Source organism: Nocardia sp. NPDC056064, from assembly GCF_042266925.1.
Lineage (GTDB): Bacteria > Actinomycetota > Actinomycetes > Mycobacteriales > Mycobacteriaceae > Nocardia.
Map to the genome: position 1 here is coordinate 4541154 of NZ_JBHJWO010000001.1, position 19762 is coordinate 4560915.

Genomic DNA, 19762 nt, shown 5'->3' on the forward strand with positions numbered 1-19762 from the left:
TGGGTGATGAAGCTGCCTGAACTGCCCGATCTGCCGGTGCGGCCCGCGCTGGACGAGATCGTCGAGACGCTGGCCGGACGTGGGGTCGCGGTGCTGGTCGCGCCGCCGGGGACCGGGAAGACGACGCTGGTGCCCTTGGCGCTGGCCGCCGCGAGCGAGGGGCGGATCGTGGTCGCCGAACCGCGTCGGCTGGCCGCGCGGGCCGCGGCGGCACGGATGGCGGCGCTGCTCGGCGAACGGGTGGGCGAGACCGTCGGCTACGCGGTGCGCGGGGATCGCAAGGTGGGAGCCCGAACGCGGATCGAGGTGGTGACCTCGGGGCTGCTCGTGCGGCGATTGCAGCAGGACCCGGAGCTGCCCGGAGTCGGCACGGTGGTGCTCGACGAATGCCATGAGCGGCACCTCGACGCGGATCTACTGCTGGCGTTGCTGCTGGACGCGCGGTCCGGGCTGCGACCGGATCTCCGGGTACTCGCCACGTCGGCCACCGTCGCGGCGGGGCGTCTCGCCGCGCTGCTCGGGCAGGGTGGCGAGGTCGATGGGCAGGTCGGACCGGGGCAGGGCGTTGACGGGTCGGCGGGGTCTGGTGGGGGCGCTGATAGAGCGGTCGGGTCGGACAAGGGCGCCGATGTGCAGGCCAGGTCAGGGGAGGTCGCCGCTGGGTCGGGCGAGGGCGCTGGTAGCGCGGTCGGGTCGGGGGAGGGCGCCGATGTGCAGGCCAGGTCGGGGGAGGTCGCCGCTGGGTCGGGCGAGGGCGCTGGTAGCGCGGCCGGGTCGGGGGAGGGCGCCGATGTGCAGGCGGGGACGAGGGCTGTGGCGGGCGGACGCGGGGTGGACGTGGGGTCGGCCGGTGAGCCGGGGAGGTGTCCGGTGCTCGAGGTGCGGGGGCGGGCGTATCCCGTTGAGGTGGAGTATCTTCCGGCGTTGACGCGGGAGCGGGTCGAGGCGCAGGTGGCGCGGGGTGTGCGGGCCGCGTTGGCCGGTACCGAGGGGGATGTGCTGGTGTTCCTGCCCGGTGTCGGGGAGATCAATCGGACGGCGGGGTTGTTGCGGGATCTCGATGGTGTCGATGTGGTGCCGCTGCACGGGCGGCTGGGGAGTTCGGTGCAGGACACCGCCTTGCGGCCGGGGGTGCGGCGGCGGGTCGTCTTGTCCACGGCGGTGGCCGAATCCAGTCTCACCGTGCCCGGGGTGCGGGCCGTGGTGGACTCGGGTCTGTCGCGGGTGCCGCGGATCGATCATCGGCGTGGGCTGTCCGGGCTTGCGACCGTACGGGTTTCGGCGGCGGTGGCCGAGCAGCGGGCGGGGCGGGCCGGTCGTGAGGCGCCCGGCCGGGCCTGGCGGTGCTGGCCCGAATACGAGCATCAGACGCTGCCCGCCTATCCCGAGCCGGAGATCCGTACCGCCGAACTCACCCGGCTCGCACTGGAATTGGCGTGCTGGGGCACGCCCGACGGTTCGGGTCTGGCCTGGTGGGACGCACCGCCCGAAGGTGGTCTGGCCGCGGGTCGCGCCGTCCTGCGCGCGCTCGGCGCCCTCGACGCGTCGGATCGCGTCACCGACCGCGGGCGCGCCATGTCCGCCCTCGGCCTGCATCCCCGCCTGGCCCGCGCTCTTCTCGACGGCGCCGCCCACGTCGGTCCTCGCGCCGCCGCCGAAATGGTGGTGCTGATGGACGACGACTCCCTGGCCCACACCGCCGACGCGGCCGCCGCCCTCCGCGCCCTGCGCTCCGAACGTCCGCCGCGCTGGACCAAGGAGGCGCAACGACTGGTCCGATTGCTCGGCGCGGACAGTGGGCCGAATGCCGCTTCCGTTCCGGCGGACGCTGGAACACCGGTCGGCGCAGTGAGGTCGGGCGGTGTTCCTGCCGGGCACTCGGAGAGCCGGACCGCTCACTCGGAGAGCCGGACCGCTCACTCGGAGAGCCGGACCGCTCACTCGGAGAGCCGGACCGCTTCCGGGGATTCGGCGCGCGGGGTGCACGAGATCGCGGCGTTGATGATCGCGTTGGCGCAGCCGGAGCGGTTGGCCCGGCGGCGGCCCGGTGGGACGTCGTACCTCATGGCCGGCGGTACCGCGGTGACCTTGCCGCCGGGGTCCGGGCTGGCCGAGGCGGAGTGGCTGGCGGTGGCGGTGGCCGATCGTGATCCGGGACGGGCCGAAGGGCGTATCCGGTTGGCGGCCATCGCGGATGAGGATCTCGCGCGGGAGGCGGCGCCGGGGTTGGTGACGCGGGCCGAGGAAGTGCACTGGGAATCCGGTGCGGTGGTCGCCCGGCAGGTGGAACGGCTCGGGGCGATCGTGCTGTCGGAAAAGCCACTGCGCCAACCTGATCCGTTAGCGCTGGACCGCGCCGTCCGCGAGGGCCTGCGCGCGGAGGGACTCCAGCTCCTGCGCTGGGACGACGACGCCCGCGGCCTGCGGGAACGTCTCGCCTTCCTGCACCGCACCCTCGGCGCCCCGTGGCCCGCCGTCGACGACGACACCCTCCTGGCCGACCTCGACCGCTGGCTCGCCCCCGACCTCACCACCGTGCGCCGCCGCGCCGATCTCACCTGCATCGACGCGGGCACCGCCCTGCGCCGCCTGCTGCCCTGGCCGGAGTCCGCCCGCCTGGACGAGCTCGCCCCCGAACGCCTCGAGGTCCCCTCCGGCAGCCGTGTGCGCCTCGACTACAGCGCCGACCAGCCCGTCCTGGCGGTCAAGGTCCAGGAGATCTTCGGCTGGACCACCCCACCCACCCTCGCCGACGGCCGCGCCAACCTCCTGCTCCACCTGCTCTCCCCGGCCCAGCGCCCCGTCGCCGTCACCGCCGACCTCCCGTCCTTCTGGCGCAACGGCTGGCCCCAGGTCCGCGCCGACCTCCGCGGCCGCTACCCCAAACACGCCTGGCCCGAAGACCCCACCACCGTCGTCCCCCACCGAGGCACCGCCCGCCGAGCCCGCGAGAACTGATCGGGCGGCACACGGGGTGGTCGGGGAGGCGCGGGGTGTCCTCCGTAGGATCGGCCGCGATGGTTTCCCCACTTCTCGCCGACCTGTTCGAATCGCATCGAGCGCATCTGCTTTCGGTCGCCTACCGGCTCACCGGAAGCGTCGGCGACGCCGAGGACGCCGTGCAGGAGAGCTGGCTGCGGATGGCGGGGGTGCACCAGTCGGAGATCGATGATCTGCGGGCCTGGCTCACGACAGTCGTCGCGCGGATCTGTGTCGATCATCTGCGCAGCGCGGCCGTGCGCCGGGAAAGCTATGTGGGGCAGTGGCTTCCGGAGCCGATCGTCACCGGCGATGGTGTGGGGCCGCTGGATCCGGTGGCGCGGGATGTGCGGTGCAGGCTGGCGGCGATGGTGGCGCTCGAGGCGCTGACCCCGCCGCAGCGGGTCGCGCTGGTGCTGCACGACGGGTTCGGTGTGCCGATCGAGGAGATCGGCGCGATTCTCGACATGCCGGGCGAGGCGGTGGGGGAAGCCCTGGCGGTCGGGCGGCGGGCCGTGGCACCGGCACCCACCAGCGATGACGTGCACGACGCGGCGGTACAGCGCTTCCTGGCCGCGCTGGCGGCGGGTGATGTCGACGGGGTCGCGGCGAGCCTGCATCCGGCGGCGACCTTCGCGGGCGACGCGGGCGGCACCATCGAGACGGCACTGGATGTCGTCGCGGGAGTGGACACGATCGCCCGTCTGGCGCTGGGACTGTGGCGCAGGCATCTCGCCGAGCAGGCGCTGGAACTGGGGTCCGCCACGGTGAACGGGCAATCGGGGCTCGTGCTCACCGACCCGAACTCGCCGTTCGGGCGGCCGGTACGGGTACTCGGCTTCACGGTGCACGAGGAAAAGATCTGGGCCGCTTATGATTTCGCCAATGTGGCGAAGCTGTCGGGCGCGCGGCTGCGCTGACGGCGACATCGGACCGGACCCGCGCGATCCGGTCCGACGCGCACAGCCGGGTCTAGGGGTAGGTGGAGCCCCAGTTGTGGTTTCCGGTCGACGAGCCGAGGTTGAAATCGCCTGTCGAGGAACCCATGTTGTTGTCCGGGGTCGCCGAACCGGTGAAGTAGTCGACGATCGGGTTGGCGATCAGATGATCGTGGATGAACTGCAGTGCCGAACCGGCGACCTCCGACGCGGCCGGGTGCACGATGAAGTCGAGCAAGGGTGAGGCCATAGGGAGCCCCTTTCGATATACCACCACGATGTGGTGTGTGAGGTAGAACACGGCGAGGCTAGCTGAGGTTGGGTCAACGCACAATAGTGCAGGTCAAACGGGTAAAACGTTTGTGAAACATAGGTGTTCGCTATCGTTCGGCAACGTCGGGGAAAAGTGGGATACGCTGCGGGGATGTCGCCGGAAACACCCACTGTCGCCCGTTTGCGCCCGTTCGGATCGACGATCTTCGCCGAGATGACCGAGCTGGCCCTGCGCCACGACGCGGTCAATCTGGGCCAGGGCTTCCCGGATACCGACGGGCCCGCGGGCATGCTCGAGGTGGCGCGCGCGGCCATCGCCGACGGGCTCAACCAGTACCCGCCGGGGCGCGGGATGCCGGTCCTGCGCCAGGCCGTCGCCGATGATCGGGCCCGCCGCTACGGCACCGCCTACGACCCGGCGACCGAGGTGCTGGTGACGGTCGGAGCCACCGAGGCGATCAGTGCCGCGGTGCTCGGGCTGGTGGAGCCGGGGCAGGAGGTGGTACTCATCGAGCCCTATTACGACTCCTACGCCGCCTCGGTCGCGCTGGCCGGGGCGCAGCGGCGCACCGCCCGGCTGGTGCCCGACGGGGACCGCTTCGTGCTCGACCGCGACAGCCTGCGCGCCGCGATCACTCCGAAAACCCGCATGGTGGTGGTGAATTCGCCGCACAATCCGACGGGATCGGTGCTGGATCGCGACGATCTGGCGGCCATCGCCGAGCTGGCATGTGAACACGATCTGCTGGTGCTGGCCGACGAGGTCTACGAGCATCTCGTCTACGACGGTGTGGAGCACGTCAGTATCTCCACGCTGCCGGGCATGCGGGAGCGCACCGTCGTGGTGTCCAGTGCGGCCAAGACTTTCAATGTGACGGGGTGGAAGATCGGCTGGGTGTGCGCGCCCGCGCCGCTGCTCGACGGGGTGCTCGCGGCCAAGCAGTTCCTCACCTTCGTGGGTGGCGGGCCGTTCCAGCCCGCCGTCGCGCACGCGATCACCGCTGAGCACGAGTGGGTGCTGGCACTGCGTGACGGGCTCTCCGACAAGCGGCTGCGGCTCTCGGCTGCCCTGCGCGACACCGGGTTCGGCGTACACGCGAGTTCCGGCGGCTACTTCGTGTGCGCGGACATCCGCCCGCTCGGCGCGACCGACGGCCTCGCCTTCTGCCGCGAGCTCCCGGCCCGGCTCGGGGTCGCGGCGGTGCCGGTGAGTGTGTTCGCCGATCATGCCGAGGACTGGAAACACCTGGTGCGCTTCACCTTCAGCAAGCGCGACGAGACCATCGATGAGGGAGTGCGGCGGTTGCGTGCGGGGATCGCGGTCGGCTGAGCACGCGCGCCTCGGTGCGGGATGCTCCGGGGCGTGGGGTCGCTGAGTCGGCCGTGCGCGGACGGTGCCGGGCGGAGTCAGTCGCGGGCGTGGCGGGCCAAGGGGGCGTGCCACTGGTAGTGGCGGGCGAGCAGGCGGAAGCCGATGGCGCCCGCGGCGGCGAGCAAGCCGGTCCAGGCGTGGTAGAGGTCGAAGTGGAGCAGGGCGGCCGTCGTGGCGGCGCCGAAGAGGGCGGGGATGGCGTAGAGGTCCTGGTCGGGACGTAGGACGCTGGGGACCTCGCCGCTGAGCACGTCACGCAGGACGCCGCCGCCGATGGCCGTGGTCATGCCGAGCAGCGCGGCGGTGGGGGCGCCGACGTCGGCGGAGTAGGCGATCACCGTGCCGGTCACGCAGAACAGGCCGAGGCCGATGGCGTCGGCGATCTCGAGTGGGCCCTTGGTCAGGCGCGGGGAGGGCGCGATGAAGAACAGCACCAGGGCGGTGAGCAGGGCCGCGCACAGGTAGGTGAGGTCGGTGAACGCGGCGGGCGGGGTGCGGCCGATGAGCAGGTCGCGCACGATGCCGCCGCCGAGCGCGGTCGCGATGGCGAGCACCGCTATCCCGAACAGGTCGAGGCGTTTGCGCACCGCGACCAGCGCACCCGAGGCCGCGAACGAGATCACCCCCATCAGCTCGCCACCGCGATGCACCGCCGTCACCGCCGAATCCAGCTCGGTCACCGACGGCCCGGCCAAGACCGCCGTCACCAGCACGCCACCACTCACCGCTCACTCCTTCACACCGGCTCCCGAGCAGACTGACACGCCCGCCGCGTCACCGCGCCGCCACCCACGCCCCGGCGCGTCGCACCGGTCGTGCCGACATGGCGACATAGTGGGTGAGCAGGTGGGTGCCGCCGCCGGTGTAGTCCGGCATCGCGGCGGGGTGAGCAGGTGGGCCCTGATGCCCGTCGGGGCGGCGTCGCTACCGGGCGAACCGAGAGGGTGGCGGTCGAGGGGTCAGGCCGGGGTGGGGCGGGTGCGGTCGGTGGCGAGCAGGACGGCGATGGTGCCCAGGGCGGTGCCCATGAGGTAGCGCTGGGTGCGCAGCCAGCCGGGGCGGGTGGTGAGGAAGGCGGCGAGGGTGGCGGCGGTGAGGACGATGAGGGCGTTGACGGTGAGGGCGACGGTGATCTGGACCGCGCCCAGTGACAGGCTCTGGAGCCAGAGGGCGCCGCGGGCCGGGTCGACGAACTGGGGGATGAGGGCCATGTACATGATGGCGATCTTGGGGTTGAGCAGGTTGGTGACCAGGCCCATGGTGAACAGGCGGCGAGCCGGGTCGTGGGGCAGGTCCGCCGGGGCGAACACCGAGACTCCGCCCGGGCGCAATGCCTGCCAGGCCAGCCAGAGCAGATAGCCCGCACCCGCCAGCTTCACGGCCAGATACAGGCCGGGCACCACGGCGAACACGGCGGTGATCCCCGCCGTGGCGGCCAGCAGATACACCCCGAACCCGGCGGCCACCCCGCCCAGCGAGATCAACCCGGCCCGCCGCCCCTGCGCGACCGTCCGCGACACCAGATACATCATGTTCGGCCCCGGCGTGAGCACCATCCCGAGCGCGGCCGCGCCCACCCCGAGTACCGCCGTCGTCTGCAACATGCACCGAGTCTGACCTGGTCGTGCCCGGTCTGTCGCGGTCCAGTCGCCACCCGCTGGACCGCCTGGCACCGCGTCCGCCCGAAACGAACCCCCAGGTCGTGTCGGTGCAAGTCCGTACAATCGAACAAGGCGGCAAAAGGAACCACCACCGCCCTCACGTACCCACCCAACGCACCCACCACGGTTTTCGGCCGCCTCGCATCCGAGGGGCGAGACGTAACGGCGAAGCCGAAGTATCGCCCCTCGGATGCGAGGCTCACAGGGCCGAAAACCCGCGGCACCAGCCGCCAATAAACACAGGAGCAGGTTGTGACCGACGGGCCGTTGATCGTCCAGAGCGACAAGACCCTGCTGCTCGAGGTCGACCACGAGCTGGCGGGCAACGCACGGCAGGCCATCGCGCCGTTCGCCGAGCTCGAGCGCGCGCCCGAGCATGTGCACACCTACCGGATCACGCCGCTGGCGCTGTGGAACGCGCGGGCGGCCGGTCACGATGCCGAGCAGGTCGTGGACGCGCTGGTGAGTTTCTCGCGGTACGCGGTGCCGCAGCCGCTGCTGGTCGACATCGTCGACACCATGGGCCGCTACGGCCGGTTGCAGCTGGTGAAGCATCCCGCGCACGGGTTGTGCCTGGTCAGCCTGGATCGCGCGGTGCTCGAGGAAGTGCTGCGGCACAAGAAGATCGCGCCCATGCTGGGTGCGCGCATCGACGACGACACGATCGTCGTGCACCCGTCCGAGCGCGGTCACATCAAGCAGATGTTGCTCAAGATCGGCTGGCCCGCCGAGGACCTGGCCGGTTATGTCGACGGTGAGGCGCACGACATCGGCCTGGACTACACCGAGGGCAAGTGGCACCTGCGCGACTATCAGGAGATGGCCGCCGACTCGTTCTGGGCGGGCGGGTCGGGGGTGGTCGTGCTGCCGTGTGGCGCGGGCAAGACCATGGTCGGGGCCGCCGCGATGGCCAAGGCCAAGGCGACCACGTTGATCCTGGTCACCAATACGGTGGCGGGCAGGCAGTGGCGGCGTGAGCTGCTGGCGCGCACCACGCTGACCGAGGACGAGATCGGCGAGTACTCCGGTGAGCGCAAGGAGATCCGGCCGGTCACCATCGCCACCTATCAGGTGATCACCCGCAAGTCCAAGGGTGAGTACAAGCATCTGGAGCTGTTCGACAGCCGCGACTGGGGCCTGGTGATCTACGACGAGGTGCATCTGCTGCCCGCGCCGGTCTTCCGGATGACCGCCGATCTGCAGTCCCGGCGCAGGCTCGGTCTCACCGCCACGCTGGTGCGTGAGGACGGCCGCGAGGGCGACGTGTTCTCGCTGATCGGCCCCAAGCGCTACGACGCGCCGTGGAAGGACATCGAGGCCCAGGGCTGGATCGCGCCCGCCGACTGCGTGGAGGTGCGGGTCACCCTGACCGACGCCGAGCGGATGGCGTACGCGACCGCCGAGCCGGAGGAGCGCTACAAGCTGTGCTCGACCGCGCGCACCAAGATCCCGGTGGTGGAGTCGATTCTCGAGCGGCACAAGGGTGCGCCGACGCTGGTGATCGGCGCCTATCTCGACCAGCTCGAGGAACTCGGGATCGACCTGAACGCCCCGGTCATCACCGGTGCGACCAAGAACAAGGAGCGTGAGGCGCTCTTCGACGCGTTCCGGTCCGGGGAGATCCCCGTGCTGGTGGTGAGCAAGGTGGCCAACTTCTCCATCGATCTGCCGGAAGCCTCGGTGGCGGTGCAGGTTTCGGGCACCTTCGGTTCGCGGCAGGAGGAGGCGCAGCGCCTGGGCAGGCTGCTGCGGCCCAAACAGGATGGGGGACAGGCGCATTTCTACTCGGTGGTCGCCCGCGACACCCTCGACGCCGAATACGCCGCGCACCGGCAGCGTTTTCTGGCCGAACAGGGGTATGCGTATCGCATCACCGATGCCGATGATCTGCTCGGACCGCCGATCGGTGACGGCGCGTAGCGCTCATCCCCAGGTCGGGGCGGGGTACGGTGGCAACTGTGCGCCGCTTCGAATTCGTGGTCGACCGAGAGCACGCTCATGCGGTCAACGAGACGTTCACCGGGTTACGCAGGCTGCGCCTGCTGGCCCTGCTCGTGGCGGGACTCGCCGTCGCGGCCACGGTCGCGCTGGTGTGGAGCGGGCAGGCCTGGGGATATCTGCTGGCGGTGGTGTGTGTGCTCGCCGCGATCATCGCGCTGTGGGTGGCGCTGTGGACGCCGCACCGCTCCAGCATCGAAAAGCTGTACCAGGACGGGCCTTTGGTGCCCGCCGTGGTCACCGAGTCCGAGCCGTCGGGGATCGTGCTGCTCGCCCTGGTCGACATCGCCGAGCCCACCGCCACCACGCGCAGCTGGGCGCTGATCACCCGCAAGGTGCGGGCGCTGCCCGGGCACGCGCCGCGGCGGGGTGAGCGGGTGCCCGCGGTCGCGGTGCGCACCGATCGCGCGCCCCGGCAGGTGGGGGAGCGCTGGCAGCTCGTCACCGCGATGCCGATCGCCTGGGGGACGCGCGACCAGGACGTCATCGACCGCGCGGCCGCCGCCATCACCGAGATCGAATGGCGGCTGCTGGCCGAGAACCTCGCCCTGGCCGCCCGCGTCAAGCGCACCGCCACCAAACGCCTCCTGCTCGACCCCCACCAGCTGCCCGACGACCTGGGCTGACGTGGCCGGACCGGGGAAGAGCGTCCGTGCGAGGCGATGGCCGGCGGGGGTGTGCGCGGCGTTCGCGCTGCTGGTGCTGGGAACGGGACCGGCGGCGGCGGACCCGGCGCTGATCGGCGCGCCCGGGGTGGGCGACCCGTACTACCCGCTCGACGGCAACGGCGGTTACGACGTGAGCCACTACGATCTCGCGGTCGACTACGACCCGCCGACCCATCAGCTGCGCGGCACCGCCGGGATCGAGGCCAGGGCCGTGCAGCCGCTGGCCCGGTTCAATCTGGACTTCCGGGGGCCCGAGGTGCGGATGGTGACCGTCAACGGGCAGCCCGCCGGGTTCGCGCGCGAGGGTGAGCACGAGCTGGTGGTGACGCCGCTGCTGCCGCTGCCCGCCGGGCTGCCGCTGCGCATCGTCGTCGACTACGCGGGCGAGGTGGCCGACACCGAGGGCGAGGGCTGGACCTACGCGCCCAGCGGCGGCGCCTTCGCCGTGGGCCAGCCGCACAGCGCGAGCAGCTGGTATCCGCTCAACGACACACCCCTGGACAAGGCGACCTTCACCCTGCGTGCCTCGGTGCCCGACGGGTGGGAGGTGATGTCCACCGGTGCGCGCACCCGGCACGAGGTGCGCGACGGGAAACTGCTCACCACCTGGGAGACCAGACAGCCCGTGATCGGCTACCTCACCACGATGGCCGTGGACCACTTCACCTTCCTGGAGAACCGGCGCCCCGACGGCACGCCCGTGCTGAGCGCCTTCGCGCCGGAGTCCGAGCACAATCGCGAGGACGAACAACGGGTGCCGGAGATCCTCGACTTCCTCGAAAACCTCTACGGGCCCTACCCGTTCGAGGTCGCCGGTGGCATCTACGTCGACGCCGAGATCCCGTTCTCGCTGGAAACCCAGACCCGGCCCACCTACGCGCCGTGGACCGACCTCAACACCGTGGTGCACGAACTGGCCCACCAGTGGTGGGGCGACACCATGTCGGTGCGGCAGTGGTCCGACATCTGCCTCAACGAATGCTTCGCCAGCTACACCGCCGACTACCTGTGGATCGAACGGATCGACGGGGCCGACGTGGACACCAAATACCGCGAGACGGTCGGCAAGTACCGCGACGACACCGAGTTCTGGGAGTACGCGCTGGCCGATCCCGGGGTGGGCAACGAGTTCACCTCGGTCTACTACCGGGGGCCGCTGTTCCTGCACGCCCTGCGCAAGCTGATCGGCGAGGACGTCTTCTTCGCCGCCCTGAAGGACTTCGTCACCGCCCACCGCGACGGGCACGCCTCGATGCCGGAGTTCCGGGAGTTCCTGCAGACACGCACCTCGATGCCGCTGAAGGACTTCCTGGCCGAATGGCTGGACGGCACGCGGGCGCCGCGCGACGCGTTCCTGTACCCCGGCACGCTGGGCGGCTGATCAGGATTCGTCGAGGCGGGCGCGGGCCCGGTCGGCCCAGCGTCGCATCCTGTCGAACTGGCTTCGGGCGGCGGTGAGTTCGCCGCGGGCGCGGTGCTCGGCGGTCTGGGCGAAATGGCGTTGCTGTTCGGCGTGTTCGAGGTCGGCGCGGAGCTGGGCGACGCGGTCATCGGCGGCGGCGAGAGCGGATTTCGCCTCAGCGGCGGTGGATTCGGCTTCGTCGCGGTCGGCGCGGGCGGATTCGAGGCCGGCTTCGGCGTCGTCGAGTTCCTGTTGCGCCTCGGCGCGGCGGGCGGCGGCGATCTCCTCCCCGGTCCGTTTCTCGGGGCGGGCGGCTTTGCTGCCCGCCTTGCCACTACCGGTGGAACGGCCGGACTCGGTGCGACCTTTCCCGCCCGTGATCGCGACCAGGCCCGCCGGACCGAAACCCTCGTAGGTGACCGTGGCCGGAAGTACCCCGGTGCGGATCTGATCGGCCACCTCCGGATCGGCGAGCGCTGCGGTGAGGGTCTGGCCGACCTCGCGCAGGGTCTGTTCGGTGGCGGTGCGGCCGTGCTCAGCGGACAGTTCTGCCGCGCGCTTGGTCATCGCGTTCACCACCTGCTGGCGCTGGGTCCCCAGGGCGCGCAGCTCGGTGCCGGAGAGCTGGCGCTGGGCCGCGCGCAGGGCGTCACCGAGGTCGAGCAGGGCGGCGATCTCGGCGGGGGCGTCGCGGGCCAGCAGGTTCACCGTCCAGGCGGCGACGGTGGGTTTGCGCAGGGCGGTGATCGCGGCGGCGAGCTCGCGGTCGCCGTCCGCGCGGGCCTGGGCGGCGCGCTCGGTGCGCGTGGAGACGAACTCGCCGGGGTCGAGCCCGTACAGCTCGGCCGCGGCATCGTCGATGCTCATCTCCCCCATGGTAGCGGCCTTGGGTATCGTCACCGGCGGTCATATCTGCCTGAACCGTTCGGTGAGTGAGGTTTTCAGTGTTCATCCCAGGAAAGCGACTGCTGGCACGGCTCGTGTTCGCCCCCGTCGCCACGGTCGCGCTGGTCGGAGCGGTCGTGGCCTGCTCCTCCGGTGACGACTCGTCCACCTCGGCCGGTGCGGTCGCGGCCGGTTCGTGCGTGCAGGTCACCGACAACACCGCCGACGCGATGGTGGCCACCGTCGCCGACTGCTCGTCGAGCGCCGCCGCCTACCGCATCGCCTCCACCGGCGCCGCGCCACTGGACTGCGACGCCGACGCGGCCACCTTCAACGGAACCGTCGGCGACACCAAGACCGGACTGTGCCTGACCCCGAACTTCGCCGAAGGCCAGTGCTACACGGACGCGGGAACGCGCCCGGCCGAGTCGATCGCCTGTACGGCCCCGGAGGCGTCGTTCAAGGTGGTCAAGCGGATCGACGGCGAGACCGACGAGCTGCTCTGCGGCGCCGACGCCACCCAGTTCCGAACCGTCCCCGACCCGAAGACCACGTTCTGCTTGGCTAAGCCGTAGGGGATTTTCGGGGGGCGGGACCCGGGGTTTACTTGCCCGGGGTTGTGTACAGGGCTGTGTTTGTTGGAGCGCTGGCGCGCTCGAGGTCGCGGCCCCAAAGGGCCGCCGGTCAGGCACCGTTGCTTGCTCCTTCGTCGCGTACGCAACGGCGCCTGACCGGCGGCCCGGCCGCGACCGGCCACTTCGTGGCCGCCGCTCCTCGGGGTCGCGGGTGCGGGGTTGGGAGTGCGGTCATGGCGGATTCTGGGTGTGCGGTGTGGCTGGGAGTGTGGTCGGGTGTTTGGGGCTTCAGTCCAGGAGGGCTACCGAGGCGATTCGGTGGAGGGTGAAGTGGCGGGTGGCGCCGGTGACGGGGTCCACGGCGTCGAGTTGGCCGTTGCCGACTCGGAGGGGTTCCACGACGCGTTGGGTGGCTACGCCCTGGGCATCGACGTAGGCGATGTTGACGGGGCGGCGGACGCGGGCGGCCAGCTGTAGCAGGGCGAGGGTGGCGGCGGTGCCGGTGCGGGTGCCGTCGCTGCGGACCGACTGGCCTGTGCGGGCGCCCGCGGCGCGCTCGCCCGCGCGTAGTTCGGTGACGAGCTGGGCCAGCTGGGTCTCGCTGGGCGAGCTCGGTCGATAGGGCCTGCGGGCCAGCGGGCGCACGGCGATGCGGGCGCCGCGTGGGCGCAGGTCGACGATGGCGCCGCCGGAATCCTCGCCCGCGGGGGCGAAACCGGCCGCGCGCAGCTGCTCGAGGAGTTCGCCGAGGGGGGCCTGGGCGATGGCGACGGTGGGGGCGATGGCGCGCAGGGCCAGTGTCTCGGCGACCGGAGCGGCGAGGACCTGGGCGAGCAGGGCGGGATCGTCGCTGCGCAGGAAGGACTGGGCCATCCCGGCGCGGAGCTGGCCGTGGCGGCGGGCGACATCGTCGATGAGGTAGGTCAGCGACTGCGGGACCGGGGTGCGCGAGTGGGTGGCGAACAGGGCGTGCAGTTCGGCGGCGGTCAGGCCCGCGTCGAGCGCGCGGCGCACCGAGGCGTCACCGACCCGGTAGACCGTGGCGGCCCCCGCCGATTCCACATCGGCCACCAGCGCGATCCGGCCGTGCAGTTCGGGGACGAGCGGACCGGGCGCGATCACCGTCAGATCCGCCTGCACCAGCACGTGATCGACCGGTTCGGGCAGCGCGGCCGCCATCTCCGCCTCGGCGTCGGCGACGCTGGTGTCGGCGCCGTGCAGCAGCGCGCGGGCCGCCGAATCCAGCGCACCGCGCCCGAGCAGGCCCACGGTGGCGGCCTCGGCCAGCGTCGCGGTCACCGCGTCGAGCCGGAAGTGCCTGCGCCGCCGGGGCATCCGCCAGGCCAGCAGCTTGCCGATCTCGGCGGGGGTGAGGGCGCTGCCGCTGGGGAACTCGGCCAGCAGCGCGAGGATCGCGTGCCGGTCGCGCACGGCGTGCGGAATCCGCAGCTCGGCCGACAGGGCCGCGATCGGCTTGTCGGCGGCGTCGCGCAGGCCGATCATCCACGGCATCCGGTCCAGTTCCAGCCAGGCCTGGGCGAGCACCACCCAGCGGGTGGCGGGCGGAGCATCGGACCAGGCGTCGGCGGCGGGGGTCGGGGCCCAGAAGTCGTCGGTGGTGTCGAGATCCGGTGGCGGCTCCGGCAGGCCCTTCTCGACCAGCTTGGCCGCGGCGAGCAGCTCGAGCAGCAGGCCGGTGCGCTGTTCGTCGACGCCGGTCTGCTTGGCCAGCCTGCGCAGTTCGCGCACGCCGAGCCCGCCCGCGCGCAGGGCGGGGGCGGGCAGCTTGCCCAGTGCCTCGAGTAGATCCGCGCAGTCGCGCAGCAGCTCGCCCACCTCGCCCGCGCCGACCGCGTTCACCTCGGCGGGCGGATTCTTGACCGGTGACGGCTTGGGCGGGGCCAGCGCGTGCGGGTCGGTGACGGGTTCGCCGCGCAGTAGCTGACCCACCGTCACCGGCAGTTCCACGGTCTCGTCGTCGATCCGGTGCAGCAGCCGCGCGGCCAGCAGCCGCTGCACCGGACGGTCGGCGGGGGCGCCCGGTGCGGCGTCGCGGGTGCGGCCGCGCGGGCCGGTGGTGGCCAGTTTCTCCAGCAGCGCGCGCTCGGGCGGACTCGCCTGCGCCAGCGCGGCATTCGCCTCGGGTTCGGTGAGCGCGTCGGGCAGCGCGGTGGTGGCGCCCAGCGGCCAGGGCAGGGCCTCCACCGCCGACGGGGTGACGTGCAGGTCGTCGCCGGTCTGCCAGACCAGCGCGCGGTCGAGCAGCCTGGTCAGCGCCGCGGTGAAGGCGGTCTTGGTGACCCGGTCCTTGAGCTGCGCGTGCAGGGTCGCGCGGGTGAGCGGGGTGAGCGCGGTGCCGATGGTGCGGGCGTCGTCGTTGGCGGCGAGCGCCTCGATGATCGCGAACTCCAGCGTGTCCAGATCGTCGGCGGCACGCAGCACCGAGGCGCGCTGCTGGGCGCGCACCGCGAGCACCGACATCGAGGCGGGCAGCGGCACCGCCAGATCGGGCCGCAACTGCAGCAGTTTCACCAGCTGGGCGTCGGTACGCGCACCGAGCCAGTCGGCGAGGGAGTCCGTCGCGATCATCGGATAAAGCTTACCGTTCGCGGCCGAGAAGCTGCTGTGCCAGCCGCGATCGAGCCCGGTGCCACATGTGCCAGAATGAGGCCGTGGTGAACAAATCGAAGAAACCCTACGTCGACAACGGCTGGCCGCAGGTGGCCGACGGCGAGCACGCCGTGACCGAACTGTCGTCGACCCGCGCCGGTAACCTCTCGCCCTTCGGCGAGGAGACCGAGTTTCCCGTCCCGGCCTCGCAGCTGCCCTACGTGCACCCGCAGACCACCATCAACCGGGTGTAAATCGGACGGGAAAGACAAGAGCCCGCATCCTTCGAGGATGCGGGCTCTTGTTGTCTGCGGGGGCGATCAGGAGGGCAGCAGGCCCTTGTTCGCCTGGAAGAAGTCGATCACGGCCGGGTCCAGCTGCGAACCCTTGGCGTTGGCGACGAAGTCGAGCGCCTGCTGGGGCACGGCGATGCCCTGCTGCTGCACGACCTCGAGGGCGCGGTCCACGGCCTGGAAGACTTCCTGGCTCGGGTCCTGCACCTGCGGGACGCTGACCTCGGGGACCCAGCTCGGGGACGACGGCGCGATGCGCTCGGTCGGGCCGCTGCTCAGGCCGAGCTGAGCCGAGCAGGAGGGCCAGGCACCCCAACCCTGGGAAGCGAGAACCTTTTCGGCGACCACGATCTGCTGTTCGCGGGTGGCCTGGTTGGCTGTGGCGGCGTACTCGCCACCACCGTGTGCGTTCCAGGTGGAGGGGGAGAACTGCAGTCCGCCCTGGTAGCCATTGCCGGTGTTGATACCCCAGTTGCCGCCGGCTTCACACTGCGCGAGGCGATCCCAGTCGGAGTCGGGGGCCGCGCTGGCGTTTCCGGCGAGGGCCGCGGCTGCGGTGCCGAAGATCGCGCCGGTGACGGCGACCTTGGCAGCAGTGCGCCCGGTGGAAGTCGGCTTGCGGTGGCGTCCACTCATATCGGGTTTCTTCCTCTCGTGCGCACCTGCATGTGGTCCGGACTGAGAGGTCTCCCGGTCCGCCCTCACCCCTGATTCCAATCGGGGTCCGGTACCCGCGGGGTGAGGTTCGGTGCGGCGGGCCGGTGGTTCCGGGGTTTGCCCCGGCTGCCAGAAACGGTACGACGCCCAGCGGCGAAAGTCACTATTTGGTAACCGGCGGGTTCCGGGGTGTCTCGGGGTGGTCTCAGGGTGATCCCCGAGGCGTCCGCGCTGGTAGTCGGCACGCCGGGTGTTCGCGACGGTTGCACGCTCAGTTCGTTATCCCGCTGTTATGTGACGAAGGTCACATGTTTAGCGGGCCCGGCGTCCCGACCACAGTGCGAACACCAGTGCGAGCAGGAAACCGACCGGGGCGAGCATGGCGAGCAGGTACAGCCACAGGCCCGGCTCGCTGTCGGACACGATCGACCACACGAAGATGCCGATCACCGCCAGGATGCCGATCCCGAACAGGGCGACGGCCAGTTGCAGCAGGCGATCGCTTCGACGCCGAGGTGAGTTGGTCACTGGTGCACCGTAAAACTGATGTGCTCGCGGTATAGCCACCGGGGTAGACTCTGAGCACATCGCGTCCCGCCATGTTGTGGGGCGCGTTCTTTTCGCGACAACGCAGGACCGACTCGAACCGCAGGGGTTCGGGTGCCGAATGACGATGAACGGGTGAGCGCAGTGCCGACCGGCCGGGTGAAGTGGTACGACGTCGAAAAGGGCTTCGGCTTCCTTTCCCAAGACGAGGGCGAGGACGTCTACGTCCGCTCCTCCGCGCTGCCCGAAGGTGTCGAAGGGCTCAAGCCCGGGCAGCGCGTCGAGTTCGGCATGGCCGCGGGTCGTCGTGGTCCGCAGGCGCTGAGCCTCAAGCTGCTCGAGGCGCCGCCCAGCGTGCGCGGTGAGCGCTCGTCGGCGCCCGCCCGCAAGGACGCCGGGCCGCGCAAGTCGCCCGACGAGCTGCACGGCCTCGTCGAGGACATGATCACGCTGCTCGAGACGAAGGTCCAGCCGGACCTGCGCCGCGGCAAGTACCCGGATCGCAAGCTCTCCCAGCGCATCTCCGAGGTCGTGCGCGCGGTCGCCCGCGAACTCGACCACTGAGACGAATCGGCCCCGGACCGCTGTCCGGGGCCGAGCTGTCTCACGGCTCCGGGGTGACGATCGACCAGGCCGCGTGCGGGATGTAGGTCTCGCGGCCGGTCGCGGTGTCGCGGGCCAGGATCGGGAGCTGGACCTCGATGCCGACCAGGCGCAGGTCGGGTTCGGGCTGGGAGTCGACGGTGATGGCGCGGGCGCCGTCGGGGAAGTCGGCGAAGCTCAGCACGCGGTCGACCTGCTCGCCGGAGGGGCGCTGGTAGATGAGCTGGATCAGCCACGGCGACCCGGAGATCTTTTCGGGCAGCGAGAGCTGCACCGGCAGGCCCGAGGGCACCGTCAGCGGGGTGGTCTCGCCGTAGCGGCAGTCCTCCATCCGGACCGTGCAGTACATGAACGGCTCCACGGTGACGGTCTCGCCGTAGGCGTACGCGGTGATCTGGGGCTGGTAGGCGGGTGCCTTCGACGCCGCGATCCCGACCCATACGGCCGTCACCACGGCGACGGCCAGCAGGCCCGCCGCGGCCAGGGCCAGGGTCGTGCGAACGTTGAGCTTGCTCACCGGATGGGGTCTCCTGTCCCTCGCGGAACCGTGCCGGGACCTGCCCGGAACGGATGGGTTGTCGGTACTTCCTGCTCGGCGTGCTGCGGGCGGTTTCCGCCCAGACCCGGCAGCAGCGAATGTCCGGTGTAGCTGGCGAAGGTCTGCACGAGCCCGGCCACCAGCACCACACTGATCACCGCGAAACCCTTCCAGAACTCGATCGGCAGCAGCACACCGGCCGCGCCGCCGACCACCCAGCTCAGCTGCAGCACCGTCTCCGAACGCCCGAAACCGGAGGCGATCGACTCCGGCGGCAGGTCGTCCTGGATGGCCGCGTCGAGGGAGACCTTGGCCAGCGCGCTGGCCGCCGAGGCCACCAGCGCGGCGAACACGGCCCCGAACAGATTGCCGGTGAACACCGCGAACAGCGCCACTCCCGCGCACGCGGCGGTGCAGCCGAGCACCACCAGCGACGGCCTGCCCAGCGGCAACCGGGCGCCGGTGGCATTGCCGCCGAAATTGCCGAAGCCCGCCGCCGCGCCGACCGCGGCCAGCATCGCCGCCTGCTCGGTGGGACTGCCGCCCGAGCCCTTGGCGACGAAGGCGATGTAGAAGGTCAGGAAACCGGTGAGCACCCGGATGGAACTGTTGCCCCACAGCCCGGTGACCACCGCGCGCCCCAGCGGCTGACGGCGTTTCCTGGCCGGCACGGCCGACAGCTCGCCCGGATCGAGCACCTCGGTGCGCGCGTCGGACCCGTGATAGCTCAGCGTGGCGGGCACCTCGCCCTCGGTCACCTCGACCCAGGACGGAATCCGCAGACTCAGATACGCGCCGGTCAGCGCGATGGCGACGGCGAAGATCAGCGCGCCGGTGGAATCGGCGATCAGGGCGGCCAGCGCGGCCAGCGCGCCCGCGCCGATGGTGCCGCCGACCAGGCCGAACACGGTCAGCCGGGAGTTGGTGCGGACCAGGTCGATATCGGGTGGCAGCACGCGCGGGGTGACCGCGCTCTTGAGCACCGCGAACGATTTCGAGCCGACCATCATGCACAGGGCCAGCGGATACAGACCCCAGGTGTCGATATTGAAGATGAGCAGCACCGCGAACCCCGCGCGCAACCCGAAGGTGGTGGCCAGGGCCAGCCTGCGGCCGCGTTGCAGCCGGTCCAGCAGCGGCCCGATCAGCGGGGCGATGATCGCGAAGGGGGCGATGGTGATCAGCAGATACAGCGCCACCTTCACCTTCGACTCGGCGGTGGCGCTGGCGAAGAACAGCGTGTTGGCCAGGGCGACGGCGATCGCGGCGTCGAGCGCGAAATTGGCCATCGTGGCGTAGGTGAGCGCGGTCAGGCCGGACTGGTCGGCGCCGTCGGCCTTGGCGGCGCGCTGGAAGGTGGCGATGCCGCGCTCGGTGAGTTCGCGGCTGCGCATGGCGGCGACCCGGGTGACGGTCAGCTTGCGCGGAACGCGCTGCCGGATCTCCTCGGGCTCGGCCGCGTCGTCGGGCCGGGGGAGCGGGCGGGTGCGCGGCGGGCCCGGATCGATCGGGCGCGGGTCGGGCTTGCGGAAGTCGCTGGTGGGGGCGTCGTCCTCGCGGCCTCCGCCCCGGAAGCGGGCCGTCGGGGGATCGGGGCGGGGGAAGACCTTGCGCGGGGCGCGCCGCGGTTCCGGGTCGCCCGCGCGGGGCGGGTACTGCCCGAAGCCGGGGTGTCGGCCGGGCGGGGCGCCCGCGGCGGTGCCGTCCCGGCGACCACGGTCGGGACCGGATGGTTCGCGGGGCGTAGTCACAGTCCAATTCTGT

The 19762-nt window shown here is 71.4% G+C and carries 18 protein-coding genes; 9 read left to right on the forward strand and 9 right to left on the reverse strand.

Annotated features, from left to right (window positions below; genetic code table 11):
- The first annotated feature begins 6 nt into the window (after positions 1–6).
- A complete protein-coding gene (locus tag ACFC06_RS21215) occupies positions 7–2958 on the forward strand; it encodes an ATP-dependent helicase C-terminal domain-containing protein (RefSeq protein WP_375933766.1) in 2952 nt (983 codons plus the stop codon).
- Between the two features lie 59 nt (positions 2959–3017).
- Entirely contained in the window at positions 3018–3899 is an 882-nt protein-coding gene (sigJ, locus tag ACFC06_RS21220) for an RNA polymerase sigma factor SigJ (RefSeq protein WP_375933769.1), read from the forward strand.
- A gap of 52 nt (positions 3900–3951) precedes the next feature.
- Here the strand turns inward: sigJ and ACFC06_RS21225 are convergent, their stop codons facing one another.
- A complete protein-coding gene (locus ACFC06_RS21225; protein ID WP_278264679.1) occupies positions 3952–4167 on the reverse strand; it encodes a hypothetical protein in 216 nt (71 codons plus the stop codon).
- Between the two features lie 174 nt (positions 4168–4341).
- Between ACFC06_RS21225 and ACFC06_RS21230 the strand changes: the two genes are divergently transcribed.
- Positions 4342–5520 (forward strand): pyridoxal phosphate-dependent aminotransferase, encoded by a 1179-nt coding sequence (locus tag ACFC06_RS21230; protein WP_375933772.1) that lies wholly within the window; start codon positions 4342–4344, stop codon positions 5518–5520.
- A 77-nt stretch (positions 5521–5597) separates the two neighbouring features.
- Here ACFC06_RS21230 and ACFC06_RS21235 read toward each other — a convergent pair whose 3' ends face one another.
- A complete protein-coding gene (locus ACFC06_RS21235) occupies positions 5598–6191 on the reverse strand; it encodes a trimeric intracellular cation channel family protein (RefSeq protein WP_375935680.1) in 594 nt (197 codons plus the stop codon).
- Positions 6192–6521: 330 nt separating this feature from the next.
- Positions 6522–7166, reverse strand: coding sequence for a LysE family translocator (locus tag ACFC06_RS21240; protein WP_375933775.1), 645 nt, complete (start codon positions 7164–7166; stop codon positions 6522–6524).
- Positions 7167–7475: 309 nt separating this feature from the next.
- On the opposite strand from ACFC06_RS21240, the gene ACFC06_RS21245 reads away from it, so the two are divergent.
- The 3 genes from ACFC06_RS21245 to ACFC06_RS21255 are packed head-to-tail and all read left to right on the forward strand — an operon-like array spanning position 7476 to position 11270.
- A complete protein-coding gene (locus ACFC06_RS21245) occupies positions 7476–9143 on the forward strand; it encodes a DNA repair helicase XPB (RefSeq protein ID WP_375933778.1) in 1668 nt (555 codons plus the stop codon).
- Between the two features lie 38 nt (positions 9144–9181).
- A complete protein-coding gene (locus ACFC06_RS21250) occupies positions 9182–9847 on the forward strand; it encodes a DUF3239 domain-containing protein (RefSeq protein WP_375933781.1) in 666 nt (221 codons plus the stop codon).
- A 49-nt stretch (positions 9848–9896) separates the two neighbouring features.
- On the forward strand, positions 9897–11270 hold the full coding sequence (locus ACFC06_RS21255; protein WP_375933784.1) for a M1 family metallopeptidase: 1374 nt from the start codon (positions 9897–9899) through the stop codon (positions 11268–11270).
- Here ACFC06_RS21255 and ACFC06_RS21260 read toward each other — a convergent pair whose 3' ends face one another.
- Positions 11271–12158, reverse strand: coding sequence for a hypothetical protein (locus ACFC06_RS21260; RefSeq protein WP_375933787.1), 888 nt, complete (start codon positions 12156–12158; stop codon positions 11271–11273).
- A 77-nt stretch (positions 12159–12235) separates the two neighbouring features.
- On the opposite strand from ACFC06_RS21260, the gene ACFC06_RS21265 reads away from it, so the two are divergent.
- On the forward strand, positions 12236–12751 hold the full coding sequence (locus tag ACFC06_RS21265; RefSeq protein WP_375933790.1) for a hypothetical protein: 516 nt from the start codon (positions 12236–12238) through the stop codon (positions 12749–12751).
- 288 nt (positions 12752–13039) lie between these two features.
- Here the strand turns inward: ACFC06_RS21265 and ACFC06_RS21270 are convergent, their stop codons facing one another.
- Entirely contained in the window at positions 13040–15340 is a 2301-nt protein-coding gene (locus ACFC06_RS21270) for a helicase-associated domain-containing protein (protein ID WP_375933792.1), read from the reverse strand.
- Positions 15341–15423: 83 nt separating this feature from the next.
- Here ACFC06_RS21270 and ACFC06_RS21275 point away from each other — a divergent pair, with 83 nt between their 5' ends.
- The gene (locus ACFC06_RS21275) at positions 15424–15615 is read left to right on the forward strand and encodes a hypothetical protein (protein WP_278264671.1); all 192 of its coding nucleotides are present in this window, start codon (positions 15424–15426) and stop codon (positions 15613–15615) included.
- Between the two features lie 66 nt (positions 15616–15681).
- Here the strand turns inward: ACFC06_RS21275 and ACFC06_RS21280 are convergent, their stop codons facing one another.
- The gene (locus tag ACFC06_RS21280; RefSeq protein ID WP_375933796.1) at positions 15682–16290 is read right to left on the reverse strand and encodes a transglycosylase family protein; all 609 of its coding nucleotides are present in this window, start codon (positions 16288–16290) and stop codon (positions 15682–15684) included.
- A 333-nt stretch (positions 16291–16623) separates the two neighbouring features.
- Positions 16624–16839: a hypothetical protein gene (locus tag ACFC06_RS21285; protein ID WP_375933799.1), complete on the reverse strand. Its 216-nt coding sequence runs from the start codon at positions 16837–16839 to the stop codon at positions 16624–16626.
- Between the two features lie 162 nt (positions 16840–17001).
- Between ACFC06_RS21285 and ACFC06_RS21290 the strand changes: the two genes are divergently transcribed.
- Positions 17002–17421: a cold-shock protein gene (locus tag ACFC06_RS21290; protein WP_375935683.1), complete on the forward strand. Its 420-nt coding sequence runs from the start codon at positions 17002–17004 to the stop codon at positions 17419–17421.
- A 40-nt stretch (positions 17422–17461) separates the two neighbouring features.
- On the opposite strand, the gene ACFC06_RS21295 is transcribed toward ACFC06_RS21290, so the two are convergent.
- Positions 17462–17977, reverse strand: coding sequence for a DUF2771 domain-containing protein (locus ACFC06_RS21295; protein ID WP_375933801.1), 516 nt, complete (start codon positions 17975–17977; stop codon positions 17462–17464).
- Positions 17974–19749, reverse strand: coding sequence for an MFS transporter (locus ACFC06_RS21300; RefSeq protein WP_375933804.1), 1776 nt, complete (start codon positions 19747–19749; stop codon positions 17974–17976). Before ACFC06_RS21300 ends, ACFC06_RS21295 begins: the two co-directional genes overlap by 4 nt.
- Positions 19750–19762: the final 13 nt, after the last annotated feature.

Bases quoted from the DNA above. Each gene is read 5' to 3' on its own strand.
- ACFC06_RS21215 (WP_375933766.1), top strand. From the start codon at position 7: ATGAAGCTGCCTGAACTGCCCGATCTGCCGGTGCGGCCCGCGCTGGAC.
- ACFC06_RS21230 (WP_375933772.1), top strand. From the start codon at position 4,342: ATGTCGCCGGAAACACCCACTGTCGCCCGTTTGCGCCCGTTCGGATCG.
- ACFC06_RS21240 (WP_375933775.1), bottom strand. From the start codon at position 7,166: ATGTTGCAGACGACGGCGGTACTCGGGGTGGGCGCGGCCGCGCTCGGG.
- ACFC06_RS21225 (WP_278264679.1), bottom strand. From the start codon at position 4,167: ATGGCCTCACCCTTGCTCGACTTCATCGTGCACCCGGCCGCGTCGGAG.
- ACFC06_RS21260 (WP_375933787.1), bottom strand. From the start codon at position 12,158: ATGAGCATCGACGATGCCGCGGCCGAGCTGTACGGGCTCGACCCCGGC.
- ACFC06_RS21235 (WP_375935680.1), bottom strand. From the start codon at position 6,191: ATGGGGGTGATCTCGTTCGCGGCCTCGGGTGCGCTGGTCGCGGTGCGC.
- sigJ (WP_375933769.1), top strand. From the start codon at position 3,018: ATGGTTTCCCCACTTCTCGCCGACCTGTTCGAATCGCATCGAGCGCAT.
- ACFC06_RS21280 (WP_375933796.1), bottom strand. From the start codon at position 16,290: ATGAGTGGACGCCACCGCAAGCCGACTTCCACCGGGCGCACTGCTGCC.
- ACFC06_RS21270 (WP_375933792.1), bottom strand. From the start codon at position 15,340: ATGATCGCGACGGACTCCCTCGCCGACTGGCTCGGTGCGCGTACCGAC.